The following is a 14,562-nucleotide window of genomic DNA, read 5'->3' as shown; positions in this document are numbered from 1 at the left end:
GGGAGAATCCACAGTGGAATCACCGCATCCGCGGAAAGGCTGCCCGGGTGAACTTTTTCAGCCGTGGATCCGGCCGGACAGCTCCGCGAGGCGCTTGCCGCCGCCACCCCACCGCAGCGCGATGATCTCCGCGGCGATGGACACCGCGGTCTCCTCCGGCGTGCGGGCACCCAGGTCGAGACCGATCGGCGACGACAGCCGCTCCAGCTCGGGCTCGGTGATGCCGGCCTCGCGCAGCCGCGAGAACCGGTCGTCGTGCGTCTTGCGGGAGCCCATCGCGCCGACGTACCCGACGTCGAGGCGCAAAGCGACCTCCAGGAGCGGGACGTCGAACTTCGGGTCGTGGGTGAGCACCGCGATCGCCGTGCGCTGGTCGACGCGGCCCGCCTCGGCCTCGGCGGTCAGGTACCGGTGCGGCCAGTCGACGACGACCTCGTGCGCGTCCGGGAACCGGCTGCTGGTGGCGAACACCGGCCGCGCGTCGCACACCGTGACCTGGTAACCGAGGTAGGCGCCCATGCGCGCCATCGCGGCGGCGAAGTCGATCGCGCCGAAGACCAGCAGGCGGGGCGGCGGCTCGAAGGAGTTGACGAACACCGCCATCCCCTCGCCGCGGCGCTGCCCGTCCGGGCCGTAGTGCAGGGTGCCGGTGCGGCCGCTGGCCAGCAGGCCGCGCGCGTCGTCGGCCACCGCGTCGTCCATCCGCGACGACCCCAGCGAACCCTCGACCCGGTCCGGCCAGACGATCATGTGCTCGCCGACCAGGCCGGTGTGCTCGTGCTCGACGACCGTGACGACCGCGACCGGCTCACCGCTGCGGACCGAGGCGACGACGTCACCGAGCTCCGGCATCGACTCGCGGTCGACGTGCTCGACGTAGATGTCGATGATCCCGCCGCAGGTCAGGCCGACGGCGAACGCGTCGTCGTCGGTGACGCCGTAGCGCTGCAGCACCGGCTTGCGCTCGGCGACCACCTCCTGCGCCAGCTCGTAGACCGCGCCTTCGACGCAGCCGCCGGAGACGCTGCCCGCGACGGTGCCGTCCGGGGCGACGACCATCGCGGCGCCGGGCGCCCGCGGGGCGGACGAGAAGGTGGCGACCACGGTGCCCAGCCCCACGGTCTCCCCCGCCGACCAGCGGCGGAACACGTCGTCCAGTACGTCACGCATCGGAAATCTCCCCGAGCAGTCGTTCCAAGGTGGCCAGGGTGTGCCCGGCCAGCAGCCGGTCGATGTGGGGCAGTGCGGCCACGATGCCCGACTGGACCGGAGCGTACCCCGCGCGGCCGGCGTGCGGATTCACCCAGAATACGGCGTGCGCGAGCCGGCGCAGCCTGGCGAGCTGCTCACCGAGCAGGCTGGTGTCGCCGCGCTCCCAGCCGTCGGAGAACACCGTGACGACCGCGCGCCGGGCCACGCCGCGCTGCCCCCAGCGGTCGAGGAAGGCCCGCATCGTCTCGCCGAGGCGCGTGCCGCCGGCGAAGTCCGGCACCGCCGAGCCCGCCGCGAGCATCGCGCGCTCCGGGTCGCGCTGGCGCAGCTGGCGCGAAACCCGGGTCAGCCGGGTGCCGAGGGTGAACACCTCGACGGACTGCGGCGCGGACCGCGTGAGGACGTGCGCGAACCGCAGCAGCGCGTCGGCGTAGGGGCTCATCGAGCCGGAGACGTCGATCAGCAGCACGACCCGGCGCGGCCGCGAGCCTCGGCGGGTGTAGGCGAGCCGGACGGGTTCACCGCCGCTGGCGAGCATCGCGCGCAGCGTGCGGGCCGGATCGAGCCGCCCGCGGCGCGACGGCGTCCGCCGGGCCGCGGGCCGCCGGGGCGGCACGGGACGGAGGGTGGCCAGCAGCTCGCGCAGGTGCTCCCGCTCGGCGGTGGTCAGCGCGGCGAGATCCCGGTGGCGAAGCACCTCCTGGGCGCTCGCGGCGACTTTCAGCTGGTCAGGACCGTCGCCGCCCTCGGCGTCCCCGCCGGCGGTCTCCACCAGCGGCGCGATCCGCGCCTGCTTCGGCACGGGCGACATCGTCCGCCGCGGGCCCGGCGGTTCGAGGGAGAACCACTGGCTGAACGCCTCTTCGTAACACGGGAGGTCGTCCGGGCTGGAGCACAGGGTGAGCCGCCCCGCCCAGTACAGCTGGGTGGGCTCGGCGACGTCGACCTCGGCGACGGCGCCCAGGTAGGCCTGCACGCGGTGCGCGTCGCAGGCGACACCGGCTTCCCGCAGCGCGGCGGCGAACCCGGCGTAACCGGCGACCGGATCGGAGACCGTGGTCATGTCCCCATTGTGCGCTAGTTCGGTGTCCCGGCGAGGGGTCGAACCTCGGACCTCGGCGTTCGTAGCGCCGCGCTCTGTCCTGCTGAGCTACCGGGACGGGGCGGCCTGCGCACGCCCCTCCCCGGGCAGACGCAGACCGCGCTCTTCGCCGCGGCCGGCCCCGGTAGCGGCGGGGCGGGCGCGAAGAGCCTTCGGAAAGAATTCAGCGAACGGCACGGGAGATCATGCCGCAGTGGTACATCCGGGCTTCGGTCACGATCTCCTCCTCTCGGGTTTCTCGGTGCTGGGTAAAGAATGCCGGACCCGTCCCGGCGCGGCAACGCATTTACCGAGCACGACGAACGCCCGCCCCGCGAGTCCTTTGTGGACTGCGGAGCGGGCGTGTCGTGTGCGGCGGGTCAGGAGGCCTTGATGCCGGGCGTGATGGGGGCGCAGCCGCGGTTGCCTTCGGTCTTGTTGCGCTCCAGGACCGGCGGCAACGTCTTCTGCGCGTACGCCTGGAGTTCCGCGAGCTTCGCCGGGTCGGCCAGGTCGCGGCGGACGTGGTAGCTCACCCAGTTGCGCGAGTCGGCGGTCATGTCGCCGATCGGGCGGTTCACGAAGATCGTCTCGTACTGGCTGTCGAACCTCGGGTCCTTGTCGAACTGCAGCGTCGTGATCCACGAGCCGATGAAGGTGATCATCTCCGGCTTCGCGGTGCCGAAGACGTAGTCGCGCAGCCCGGCCAGGTTGTTGTCGTGCAGGTAGTCGGCGATCGGCTTGTCGCCGAGGCCGGCCAGGTCGAGCACCCGGATGCGGCTGCCCAGCGACGTCGCGCCGAGGTCGATGAGGCCGACCTGGGCCGTGTCGGGCAGCTTCAGGATGTCCGCGAAGCCGTTGATGGCCTGGGCGTCGCGCTCGGCGACGATGCACATCGCGGTCTTCGTGTTGGCACGGTAGCTCGTGCCCTGTGTGTAGAACGAGCTCACCGAGCTGACCAGGGCGATCACAAGCAGGCAAGCCAGCACGATCCGGCCGCGCGGGCGGGCCGCGGCCAGGGCCTCGACCACCACGATCGCGCCGCCGAACGCACCGAGCGTCCACACCGGCGTGGCGAACCGCAGCTGCCCCATCCAGTCGGACTCGAGCACGATGAAGGCGACCACGCTCAGCCCGAACGGCGCCAGCAGGGCGATCAGGCCGGTGCACAGCCGCGACGGCCGGACCAGCAGCATCACCAGGCACGCGACGGCGACCGCGACGATCAGCCAGCCCACGTAGTCGACGATCTGGCCGGGCCGGGCGAGGTCGTCGAGAGTGGGCGGTTCCTGCCCCTTCGCGACGGCGGTGTTGGGCACCAGCCGGCCGAACTCGAACCAGCGGAAGACCACGTAGGCGCCGTAGGGCACGACGAAGGCGGCCACCGAGACGACGACGGCGCGGATGCTGCGGGCCAGCAGCTCCCGCTTGAGGAACAGCGCGACGACGATCGGGTAGACACCGGCGTAGATGATCCCGTCGGGCCGGGTCAGGGCGGCGGTCACGGCGATCAGCCCGGCACCGGCGGCGACCTGGTGGTTCAGGAGCTTGCCGCTCTGGACGGCGCGCAGGCACAGCACCGCGACCGCGGCGACGGTCAGCGCGTAGAACGAGTTCTCCAGGCCGGAGAAGCACCAGATCACGAACGACGGGATCGCGGCGAGCGCGGCGCCGGCCACGAAGGTGATCAGGGCCGGGCGGCGGCTGAGCGTCTTCGCTCCGAAGTAGAACAGGACCAGGACGCCGAGGCAGCAGGCCAGGGCGAGGCCCTTCGGGAACAGGATCTGGTCGTTGACGCCGAAGATCGTGCCGTGGTCGAACAGCCCGACGAGCTTGCCGAGGGCGAGCAGGATCATCCAGGTCGGGTTGGAGTACCCCTCGACCGGCGAGGCGCCGGGCTGCAGCACCGGGCCGAAGCCGTCGGCGACGTTGCGCGAGTAGGCGAACGTGATGGCCGAGTCGTCGATCAGCCAGTGGCCGTAGAACGAGGCGTGCACCGCGATCAGCGCGGTGCCTCCGAGGATCGCCGCGACGGCGGCGAGCTTGGCCCGCCACCCCCGCCGGGTCACGATCGGATCGGCCGGCTGGGGCCGATCCGGCTCCGGCTCGGCCAGTGGTCTCGCCTCGGTCGTCTCCGCCAAGCTCATGCCGCAGGTCCTCCCACGCCTTCGGTCATCCCCCGGAACCGGCCGGTCAGGCGAACAGGGCGTCGAGTTTGGCCCTGACCCGGTCGAGGTCTTCGCTGTATTTAAGAACCGCACCGAGCGTGCGCGCCGCCGATGCCGCGTCCAGCTCGTCACGCTGCAGTGTCATCAGGGCATTCGCCCAGTCGAGTGACTCCGCTACACCAGGTGGTTTCAGTAGGTCCATTTCCCGAAGCCGATGCACCGCTTCAGCGACCTGCCGAGCCAGAACGTCACCTATTCGAGGGATCCTACGGCGCAGGATCGTGACCTCTCGCACCAGGTCCGGATGTTCCAGCCAGTGGTAGAGACAGCGCCGTTTGAGCGCGTCGTGCACCTCGCGGGTCCGGTTGGAGGTCAGCACCACCAGCGGCGGCGTCGCCGCGCGGACTTCGCCGTACTCGGGGATGGTCACGGCGTACTCGTCGAGCAGCTGCAGGAGGAAGGCTTCGAACTCGTCGTCGGCGCGGTCGATCTCGTCGATCAGCAGCACGCACGGAGCGCTGATGAGGGCCTGCAGCAGCGGCCGGGCCAGCAGGAACCGCTCGGTGTAGAGGGAGCGTTCGGCGGTCTCGACGTCGACGACACCGTCGTTCGCCGCTTCGAGGGCCCGCAGGTGCAGGAGCTGCCGCGGGAAGTCCCACTCGTAGAGCGCCTGGGCGGCATCGATGCCTTCGTGGCACTGGAGCCGCACGAGCGGCCGGTCGAGGGCGGCGGCCAGCGCGAGGGCGAGCGAGGTCTTGCCGGTGCCGGGTTCGCCTTCGCAGAAGAGCGGCCGCCCCATCCGCAGGGCGAGGAACCCGGCGGTGGCCAGGCCGTCGTCGGCGAGGTACCCGGTCTTGTCGAGCGCGGCGGCGAGCTCTTCGGGCGAGGCGAGCGAGTCGGTCACAGCTCGATCGTAGGGGGCAACGGAGCAGGCCGCGGCCCACGGTGACGACGGCTGGCCAGGTCGGCGGGGTTGCGCGCGGTGATCGGCGGCCGGGTTCGCCGCTGCGAGCGCGGCCGACGAGCTGGTCCGGGATCCGCGGGACGAGCCGGCCAGGCATCGGCGAGGGCCGTGCGCTCGGCAGGTCCCGGGGGGCGAGGTCCCAACGAACCGGGCGCCACCCCGGATCGCCTCTCCTGCTTGTCCACATCCCCCGAAATCCCTCCACAACCCCGCATCTTTCCTAGCGAAAGCGCCGCTCCAGAGCTTCGGAGGCGCATCTTTCCTCGGGAAAGTGCCGCTCTAGGCTTCGGAGGCGCATCTTTCGTCATGAAAGCTGAGCATCTCGTCGGCGCGGAAACTCGGGTAGGCGCCGCTGCCCTGGGACATGATCCCGAGGCGGGCGCGGCGCGGGTCGCGGCCGAGCACGCGTACGGGACCGGCGCCAGGTTTCAGCGGCGGGTCTCGCGGGGTGGGGTGGGGGTGCCTGGCAGGTCTGCGGGGCGGTCCACGTCGCGGCCGCTGCCCAGGTCTGCGCACTCGATCAGCTTCAGGTCTTCGCGGGTGGCCAGCCAGTCTCGGGCGCCGCGGTCGCCCTGGGCTGTCTGCGCTATCTCCGGCCACCAGTCGCGGCCCAGCAGGACAGGGTGGCCCGGGACTCCGTCGTATGCCGCTCGGGCGACCGCGTCCGGGCTTGCGTGGGCCGCTATCCGGGTGAGGATTTCGGGGCCTACCCAGGGGAGGTCGACCAGGTGGACCAAGGCCGCGGCCGGCCCGTCCAGCTTGGTGAGCGCGGCCAGGCCCGCTCGCAGGGAGGCGCCCATGCCCGTGGCCCAGTCGTCGGCCACCACGGCCAGGGTGGGGTCGGGCAGGAGCGCGCGGACCTCGTCGGCCGACGCGCCCAGGACCACTCGGATCGGGGTGCAGCCTGCCGCCTCCAAGGTCCGCAGGGCGCGGCGGACCAGGGGTTCACCGTCGAGGTCGACGAGGGCCTTCGGGCCGCCGAAGCGGCGGCCCGCTCCGGCGGCCAGCAGCAGACCGGCGACCGGCTCAGCCATGGGCGCGGCCCGGGGCGCCGACCGCCAGGTCCGCCTCGATCGTGCGCGCCGCGGCGAGCAGCGGGGGGACGAGGTCCCGCTCCACCGACTCGGCCGTGGTGCGGCTCGCGTGCGTGGACAGGTTCACCGCGGCGGCCACCTTGCCGCGGCGGTCGTGGATCGGGGCCGCCACCGAGCGGAGGCCCTCCTCGAGTTCCTGGTCGACCATGGCCCAGCCCTGCTCCCGGACCTTCGCCAGCTCGGCGCGCAGGCGGTCGGGTGCGGTGACCGTGCGATCCGTCAGGCGATCCAGCCTCGCGACCGCGAAGTACGCCTCCAGCTCCGCCTGGCCGAGGCCGGCCAGGAGGACGTGCCCCATCGACGTCGCGTACGCCGGGAAACGGGTTCCCACGTTGATGCTCACCGTCATGATGCGCGAGACCGCCACGCGCGCCACGTAGACGATGTCGGTCCCCTCCAGCACCGAGACCGAACTGGACTCGTGCACGTCGGCCGACAGGTGCTCGAGGTGGGGCTGCGCCACCTCGGGCAGCGTCATGCTCGACAGGTACGAGTAACCCAGCTCGAGGACGCGGGCGGTGAGCGAGAAGTACTTGCCGTCCGTGCGGACGTAGCCGAGGTCGGCCAGCGTGAGCAGGAAGCGCCGCGCCGCGGCGCGCGTGAGGCCGGTGGCGCGGGCGACGTCGCTCAGGGTCAGCTCGGCCGCGCCCGCGTGGAACGCCTTGATGACGGCCAGCCCGCGCTCCAGCGACTGCACGTGGTGGGCACCGCGGTGGGCCGGCTCGCTGTCCAGCTCGGCTTCGAAGGGCTGACCCGCGTCCATTCCGGCAACCTTATCCGGCGTCGGCGGGCAGGGCGCTCGGCTCGCCGAGCTCGGCCAGGGTGCGCTGGGCGATCGCGAACGCCGCGTTCGCCGCCGGCGCGCCCGCGTAGACGGCCGTGTGCAGCAGGACTTCGCCGATCTCCGCCGCCGTGAGGCCGTGACGGACCGCCGCCCGCACGTGCATCGGCAGCTCGTTGTGCGCCTGCAACGCCGTGAGCGCCGCCAGCGTGACGCAGCTGCGGGTCCGCCGGTCCAGGCCGTCGCGGGACCAGACCGAGCCCCACGCGCCCTCGGTGATGTAGTCCTGGAACGGGCGGCTGAACTCGGTCGTGCCCGCGACCGCGCGGTCGACGTGCTCGTCGCCCAGCACCTCGCGGCGCACCTTCATGCCTTGCTCGTGGCGGGGCGTGGTCACGCGGTTGTCGGTCACAGTGCCTCCAGGTGCCCGAGGATCAGCCTGGTGAACTCCTCGGGCTGCTCGTAGTTGCCCAGGTGCGCGGCGTCCGCCACGATCTCCAGCCGCGCGCCGGGGATGCCGTCGGCGATCGGGCGGGAGTGCTCCTCCGGCGGCGTCGCCGGGTCGTCGGCACCGGCGATGACCAGGGTGGGGGCGGTGATCTTCGGCAGCACGTCGAGCAGGTCCATCCGCTCGATCGCGCCGCAGCAGGACGCGTACCCCTCGGCCGGGACCTCGGAGATCATCGAACGCAGGAACGCGGCCCGGTCGGGGTGCCGCGCGAGGTACGCGGGGGTCACCCACCGGCCGACACCCGGGCCCGCCACGGCCGCGGTGCCCTCCGCGCGGACCGTCCGGGCCCGGTCCGCCCACATCTCCGGCGGGCCGAGCTTGGCGGACGTGCAGCAGAGCACCAGGCTCGCGATCCGGTCGGGCGCGTGGACACCGAGCCACATGCCGGTCATCCCGCCGAGCGACAGGCCCACCAGGTGCGCCTTCGCGACGCCGAGGTCGTCGAGCAGCGCGAGGAAGTCGGCACCCAGGTCGTCCAGGTCGTACGGCCCGGGCGGCACCGGCGACGCGCCGTGGCCGCGCGTGTCGTACCGCACCACCCGGAAACCGCGCTCCAGCAACGGAACCACCTGGGGCTCCCACATCCGGAGGTCACTGCCCAGCGAACCGGCGAACACCACCACCGGCCCGTCTTCAGGGCCTTCGACGACCCGGTGCACCGGTACGGCGTTCACGTTCCCATCTCCGTTCATAGGGCGAAGAACACCGTCTCACCGTCGCCCTGCAACCGCACGTCGAAGCGGTAGCCGTCCGCGGTCTTCGCGGCGATCAGCGTGCCGCGGCGATCCTCCGGCACCGTCGCCAGCGTCGGGTCCGCCGAGTTGTCCTGGTCCGCGAAGTAGATCCGCGTGACGACCCGGTTGAGCAGGCCGCGCGCGAACACCGACACGTCGATGTGCCGGGCCTGCGTGGTGCCGCCACCGCCGGGCAGCACGCCCGGCAGCAGGGTCAGGATCCCGTACGTGCCATCGGTTTCCGTCGGGCAGCGCCCGAAGGCGCGGAACTCGCCGGACGCCTCGCCCCGCGGGTCGTCGGGGTGGCGGAAGCCGCCTTCGGGGTCGGCTTGCCAGGTCTCGATCATCGCGTCCGGGACCGGGTCGCCGGCGCCGTCGCGCACCGTGCCGCGGATCCAGAACGCGCCGGGGGTGCCCTCCGGCACGACGTACGGGCCGTCCGGCCAGGGCAGGCCGATCGCAAGGTACGGGCCGACGGTCTGCGACGGGGTGGGCAGCAGCTTGGGCATCAGTCCTCGTCCTCCTCCTCTTCGAACACCGACGCCTCGCTCCCGCGCAGCACGATGTCGAACTGGTAGCCGAGCGCCCACTCCGGCCGCGTGATGTCGTGGTCGTACCGCGAGACCATGCGCTGCCGGGCCTTCTCGTCCGGGATCGAGTTGAAGATCGGGTCCTGGGAGAAGAGCGGGTCGTCCGGGAAGTACATCTGGGTGACCAGCCGCTGGGTGAACGCCGAGCCGAACACCGAGAAGTGGATGTGCGCCGGACGCCAGGCGTTGTCGTGGTTCTTCCACGGGTACGCGCCGGGCTTGATGGTGGTGAAGGTGTAGCGCCCGTCGCTGTCGGTCAGGGCGCGCCCGACGCCGTCGAAGTTCGGGTCGATCGGGGACGGCCAGCGGTCGCCGGTGTGCCGGTAGCGCCCGCCCGCGTTCGCCTGCCAGATCTCGACCAGCGAGTCGCGCACCGGGCGGCCGTCACCGTCGAGCAGCCGGCCGGTGACGACGATCCGCTGGCCCTGCGGCTCGTCCACGTGCTGCCGGGTGAGGTCGCTGTCGTGCTCGCCGAGGCGGCCGGGCCCGAGCAGCGGGCCGGTGACCTCGGTCAGCATCTGCGGGAGCAGCACCAGCGGCTGGTGCGGGTGCCGCAACGCCGTGGACCGGTAGCCGGTGAAGCCCAGCGGCGGGTGCGTGCCTTCGGGGTCCGGCCCGTAGTGCGGCAGCTTGAGTTCGGTCGGAGCAGCCATGGTGCCTCCCTTACCGGCCTTCGAGGACGACGGCCAGGCCCTGGCCGACGCCGATGCAGATGGCGGCGAGTCCCCAGCCACCGCCGCGGCGGTGCAGGTCGTGCGCCAGGGTGCCGAGGATCCGGCCACCGGACGCGCCGAGCGGGTGGCCGATGGCGATCGCGCCGCCGTGGGTGTTGACGATCTCGGGGTCGAGCTTCGGCCAGTCGCGCAGGCAGGCCAGCGACTGCGCGGCGAAGGCCTCGTTCAGCTCCACCGCGGCCAGGTCGTCCCAGCCGATCCCCGCGCGCTCCAGCGCGATCTCGGCCGCGCGCACCGGGCCGATGCCGAACACGTCCGGGTCGACGCCCGCCGCGCCCCGCCCGGCGATCCGGGCGAGCGGCGCCTTGCCGAGCCGGCTCGCCGCCGCCTGGTCACCCAGCAGCAGGGCCGAGGCGCCGTCGTTCAGCGGTGAGGCGTTGCCCGCGGTGACGGTGCCGTTCTCCTTGCGGAACGCGGGCTTGAGCTTCGCCAGCTTCTCCGGGCTGGAGTCCGGGCGGATGCCCTCGTCGCGGGCCAGGTCCACGCCCTCGACCGGGACGACGAGGTCGTCGTAGAAGCCCTCGTCCCACGCCTTGGCGGCGTTGACGTGGCTGCGCGCGGCGAAGGCGTCCTGCTCGTCACGGCCGATGCCGTACCGCTCGGCGAGCTTCTCGGTGGACTCGCCGAGGGAGATCGTCCACTCCCCCGGCATCGCCGGGTTGACCATGCGCCAGCCGAGGGCGGTGTTGTAGAGGGTCTGGTTGCCAGCCGGGAACGCCTTCTCCGGCTTGGGCATGACCAGCGGCGAGCGGGTCATCGACTCGACGCCGCCGGCGACGACCAGGGAGGCGTCACCGACCTGGATCGACCGGCTGGCCTGCATCACCGCGTCGAGCCCCGAACCGCAGAGGCGGTTGACGGTGTTGCCGGGGATGCTCGTCGGCCAGCCCGCGAGCAGGGTGGCCATGCGGGCGACGTTGCGGTTGTCCTCACCCGCGCCGTTCGCGTCGCCGAAGGTCACCTCGTCCACTGTGGACGGATCAAGGTCGTTGCGGGACTGGACGGCCCTCAGGACGGTCGCGGCGAGGTCGTCCGGGCGGACACCGGCCAGTGCGCCGCCGTAGCGGCCGAACGGGGTTCGGAGCGCGTCGAGGACGTAGACGTCGGTCATGCGGTCGCCTTCCGGGTCACTTGCTTGCCTTCTCGAGATCTCGCAGCACCGTCAGCTCCTCTTCGGTGGGCGCGGGGGTGGTCTTGAGATCGTCCGCGACCTTCAGTGTCCACCCGGTCGCCGCCACCGCGCGCTCCAGTTCGATGCCCGGGTGGAGCTCCGTGAGGGTCAGCTCCGCGGTTTCCGGGTCGGGGCGCAGCAGGCCCAGGTCGGTGACCACCAGGGTCGGGCCCCGGCCGGGGAGGCCGAGGCGTTCGCGGTCGCCCTTGCCGGTGCCGTGGCCGAAGGACGTCACGAAGTCGACCTTCTCGACGAACGCGCGGGGGTTCTGGCGGAGCACGACGAACACCTCGCGGCAGGACGCGGCGATCTCCGGGGCGCCGCCCGCGCCGGGCAGCCGGACCTTCGGGTCGTGGTAGTCCGAGCCGATCACGGTGGTGTTGATGTTGCCGAACTTGTCCAGCTGGGCGGCGCCGAGGAAGCCGACGTCGATGCGGCCGGGCTGGAGCCAGTAGTTGAAGATCTCGGGGACGCTGACCACGGCGTCGGACGTGTCGGCCAGTTCGCCGTCGCCGATCGACAGCGGGAGGCGGGACGGCTTGGCGCCGAGGCAGCCGGACTCGTAGATGAGGGTCAGGCCGGGGGCGTGCGCGCGGCGGGCGAGGTTGGCCGCCTTGCTCGGCAGGCCGATGCCGACGAAGCAGGACATGCCGTCGCCGAGCGCGCGGGCGGCCGCGACGCTCATCATCTCGTCGGCGGTGTAGTCGGTGGTCATGCCGTTGCCTCCGCGGTGGTGCGGGTGTCGCCGGGGTTCGGGGCGGTGGGGACCGGGGTGGCAGGCGCTGCCTCGGGGAAGGAGGCGGCGACCGCCTGGCCGGGCGATCGGGTCGGAGGCTCGCCAGCCTGGATCTCGCCGGCCGGGCCGAAGACCGCCGCGCCGGAGAAGGAGGCTGCGACCACACGGCCGCCGGATCGGCTTGGGATTATGGGGATGGTGGGCGCCGACTGCGCGGAGAGACTCGGTGCGCGCCCGCTGAGGGGGATGGAGGTCATCCCGGCGGCGGAGCCCGGCCGCGCGAGCAAGCCCGGCATGCGCCGAGCGAGACCACCCGACGGAGCGGGAGTCAGGTCAGCAGAGCCGCGGGTCACCGAAGGCGCCAGAGCGTGCCAGGCGAGGCCGCCATGCGGAGTCGGGGTCCGGTCAGCGGGGCTGTGGGCAGGCGGGCTCGTGAGGAAGGGCAGTGGGCGGCTGCGGTGACCTGCCGGAGTGGGGGTCATGCCTTGACCCCGGTCAGGTCGTTCAGCCACTTCGTGAACGCCTCGCGGTCGCGGCCCACCTCGTCCCAGGCTTGGTACGCCGCGTTGTCGCGTTCGTAGTAGCCCGCCGCGTACGACGGCTTGGCGCCGCCTGGGACTTCGGCTACCGCTGTGACTACCCAGGCCGGGAGGACTACCGCGCCGGGGCGGGGGTCCAGGGTGTCGACGATCTCCTCCACCGTCACCAGTGAGCGCTTAGCCGCCAGGACCGCTTCCTTCTGGACGCCCGTGATGCCCCACATCTGGACGTTGCCCGCTCGGTCGGCTCGCTGGGCGTGGACGATCGAGACGTCCGGGTTCAGGGCCGGGACCGCCGTCAGCTGCTCGCCGGTGAAGGGACAGGTGATCGGCTTGATCGTGTCCGTCTGGGCCGGGAGGTCCGTGCCCGTGTAGCCACGGAGGACCGCGAACGGGAGGCCGGACGCGCCCGCCACGTAGCGGTTCGCCATGCCCGCGTGGCTGTGTTCTTCGATCTCCAGCGGGACCGGCCAGTCGTGCTGGACCGCGTCACGGAAGCGGTGCAGCGAGCCGACTCCGGGGTTGCCGCCCCAGGAGAAGATCAGCTTGCGTGCGCAGCCGGCGCCGATGAGCTGGTCGTACACGATGTCCGGGGTCATCCTGGCCAGCGTGAGGTCGCGGCGGCCCTGCCGGATGATCTCCTGCCCGGCCGCGACCGGGATGAGGTGCGTGAAGCCTTCGAGCGCGACGGTGTCCCCGTCGTGCACCAGGCGGCCCACGGCCTCCTCCAGCGACAGCAGCTCCGCCATCACACACCCCAAACTGTTCGCATCACGCACACTCGTTCTGAAACCGAACATAGCATGACGCCCGGGGCGCCGACCAGGTGTCTTCCACCCAATGGATGACGCACGCACGACGAAGGGGACTTTTCTCGCTCAGCCAAGAGAGAAAAGTCCCCTTCGACCGGAACGATCAGCCGATCCGGACCAGGCGCGAGCCGTGGGCCGGGACGGCGGACGCGGTCCACGAGCCCCGGAACCGGCCGAGGTCCGTGCGCGCGACGAGGTCACGCACCGGGCTCGATCCGTGGCCGCCCAGGTCCACCTTGATGTCCGCCGGTGCCGAACCCAGGTTGTAGACGGCCGCGTACGTCCGGCCGTCCGGCGCGCGCTTCTTCCACACCTGGAGGTTCCCGCCGGTCACCTGGGTCGGGTAGGACCCGGCCTGGTCGACGCGGATGACCTCGGGATTCGTCAGGATCGACACCGCGGCGGAGTCCAGGAAGTAGATGTCGCCCCCGACGTAAAGCGGCGAGGACGCCATCGACCAGAACGTCATGACGCTCTGCCGTTCGACGTCGGAGATGCCGTCCTGGATGCCGCTGCCGGTGTTGTTGCTGATCGGCATCGAGTCCAGGTCCGGCCGGAACTGCGGCCCGAACACGCCCTGCCAGGCGGGCAGATCCGTCCAGCGCACCTTCACCGAGCTGTCCCAGGTGGACACCGTGTCGCAGTAGCACTCGACGTCGGTGTTGATGCGGACGCCGTTCGCGTAGGGAGCGAGCGCGGGCCCGATCGACCGCGGCACCGGCCACGCGCTCGCCGTCAGCCACATCGGCCGCCGCGCGTGGTCGATCGCCTTCGACCACGCCGCAATATCGGCGACGTTGTCCGCGGTCGTCCCGTCCACCTTGACGAAGTCGACGCCCCAGGACGCGAACCGGGACACGATCGAGTCGTAGTACTTCTGCGCGCACGGGTTCCCGAAGTCGACCTTCCAGTTGCCGCCCCAGCCGTTGGACGGCGTCAGCGGCCGGAACGCGATGTCCTGCGCGTGGCACGACGTGCCGAGGATCGGCGCGTTCTTGTCGTAGACCTCCTTCTCCAGCCCGGTCACCGCGTACAGGCCGAGCTTCAGCCCGCGCGAGTGCACGTAGGAGGCCAGCGCGGGGATCCCGGACGGGAACCGGCCCGGGTCCGGCGCCGGGATGCCGTTGACGTCGGTGTGGAACACCCACGCGAGGTCCGCGTTCCAGCCGGAGTCGATGTTGACGTTGGTGTAGCCCGCGGACTTGAGCTTGCCCGCGAGCGCGTCGGCCGCGTCGCGGATGTGCCCTTCGTTCAGCCACGACGTGCCGTAACCCGCGCGGGTCGACGACTCGAGACTCCAGCTGCTCCAGCCCATGAACGGCTTGACGAACGGCGTCCGCGCGTCGGCCGCAGGCACCAGGAAAGCCAGAAATCCGAGCACAGCAACAAAAACGGGAAGGAGGCGCTTCACTGAACTCTCCTCGGAACGGGGACG

At 71.8% G+C, this 14,562-nt stretch carries 14 protein-coding genes and 1 tRNA gene; all 15 read right to left on the bottom strand.

Annotated features, from left to right (window positions below; genetic code table 11):
• Positions 1-57: 57 nt before the first annotated feature.
• Entirely contained in the window at positions 58-1,170 is a 1,113-nt protein-coding gene (locus ACIOD2_RS24945; RefSeq protein WP_400542369.1) for an XdhC family protein, read from the bottom strand.
• Complete coding sequence (locus ACIOD2_RS24940; protein WP_400542366.1) at positions 1,163-2,275, bottom strand: VWA domain-containing protein; 1,113 nt, start codon at positions 2,273-2,275, stop codon at positions 1,163-1,165. The genes ACIOD2_RS24945 and ACIOD2_RS24940 overlap by 8 nt, the downstream gene beginning before the upstream one ends.
• Positions 2,276-2,298: 23 nt before the next feature.
• Positions 2,299-2,372, bottom strand: a tRNA-Arg gene (locus ACIOD2_RS24935).
• A gap of 301 nt (positions 2,373-2,673) precedes the next feature.
• A complete protein-coding gene (locus ACIOD2_RS24930) occupies positions 2,674-4,440 on the bottom strand; it encodes a hypothetical protein (protein WP_400542363.1) in 1,767 nt (588 codons plus the stop codon).
• A 46-nt stretch (positions 4,441-4,486) separates the two neighbouring features.
• Positions 4,487-5,365: an AAA family ATPase gene (locus ACIOD2_RS24925; RefSeq protein WP_400542360.1), complete on the bottom strand. Its 879-nt coding sequence runs from the start codon at positions 5,363-5,365 to the stop codon at positions 4,487-4,489.
• A gap of 488 nt (positions 5,366-5,853) precedes the next feature.
• Positions 5,854-6,459, bottom strand: coding sequence for an NTP transferase domain-containing protein (locus tag ACIOD2_RS24920; RefSeq protein ID WP_400542357.1), 606 nt, complete (start codon positions 6,457-6,459; stop codon positions 5,854-5,856).
• On the bottom strand, positions 6,452-7,282 hold the full coding sequence (locus tag ACIOD2_RS24915) for an IclR family transcriptional regulator C-terminal domain-containing protein (protein ID WP_400542354.1): 831 nt from the start codon (positions 7,280-7,282) through the stop codon (positions 6,452-6,454). Before ACIOD2_RS24915 ends, ACIOD2_RS24920 begins: the two co-directional genes overlap by 8 nt.
• A 10-nt stretch (positions 7,283-7,292) precedes the next feature.
• Positions 7,293-7,697 carry a 4-carboxymuconolactone decarboxylase gene (gene pcaC, locus ACIOD2_RS24910; protein ID WP_400543241.1) on the bottom strand — a complete coding sequence of 135 codons (405 nt, stop codon included), beginning with the start codon at positions 7,695-7,697 and terminating at the stop codon, positions 7,293-7,295.
• A gap of 11 nt (positions 7,698-7,708) precedes the next feature.
• Positions 7,709-8,485: a 3-oxoadipate enol-lactonase gene (gene pcaD, locus ACIOD2_RS24905; protein ID WP_400542351.1), complete on the bottom strand. Its 777-nt coding sequence runs from the start codon at positions 8,483-8,485 to the stop codon at positions 7,709-7,711.
• A gap of 14 nt (positions 8,486-8,499) precedes the next feature.
• On the bottom strand, positions 8,500-9,054 hold the full coding sequence (gene pcaG, locus ACIOD2_RS24900) for a protocatechuate 3,4-dioxygenase subunit alpha (protein ID WP_400542348.1): 555 nt from the start codon (positions 9,052-9,054) through the stop codon (positions 8,500-8,502).
• Complete coding sequence (gene pcaH / locus ACIOD2_RS24895; protein WP_400542345.1) at positions 9,054-9,788, bottom strand: protocatechuate 3,4-dioxygenase subunit beta; 735 nt, start codon at positions 9,786-9,788, stop codon at positions 9,054-9,056. The genes pcaG and pcaH overlap by 1 nt, the downstream gene beginning before the upstream one ends.
• Before the next feature lie 10 nt (positions 9,789-9,798).
• On the bottom strand, positions 9,799-10,980 hold the full coding sequence (locus tag ACIOD2_RS24890; RefSeq protein WP_400542342.1) for a thiolase family protein: 1,182 nt from the start codon (positions 10,978-10,980) through the stop codon (positions 9,799-9,801).
• Positions 10,981-10,996: 16 nt separating this feature from the next.
• Positions 10,997-11,755 (bottom strand): CoA-transferase subunit beta, encoded by a 759-nt coding sequence (locus tag ACIOD2_RS24885; protein ID WP_400542339.1) that lies wholly within the window; start codon positions 11,753-11,755, stop codon positions 10,997-10,999.
• Positions 11,756-12,254: 499 nt separating this feature from the next.
• A complete protein-coding gene (locus tag ACIOD2_RS24880; RefSeq protein ID WP_400542336.1) occupies positions 12,255-13,064 on the bottom strand; it encodes a CoA transferase subunit A in 810 nt (269 codons plus the stop codon).
• 166 nt (positions 13,065-13,230) lie between these two features.
• Positions 13,231-14,538, bottom strand: a complete 1,308-nt coding sequence (locus ACIOD2_RS24875) for a glycoside hydrolase family 27 protein (RefSeq protein WP_400542333.1) — start codon at positions 14,536-14,538, stop codon at positions 13,231-13,233.
• Between the last annotated feature and the right edge of the window lie 24 nt (positions 14,539-14,562).

Source organism: Amycolatopsis sp. NPDC088138 (assembly GCF_044741685.1).
GTDB lineage: Bacteria > Actinomycetota > Actinomycetes > Mycobacteriales > Pseudonocardiaceae > Amycolatopsis.
This window is presented reverse-complemented; position numbering and strand designations above follow the sequence as displayed.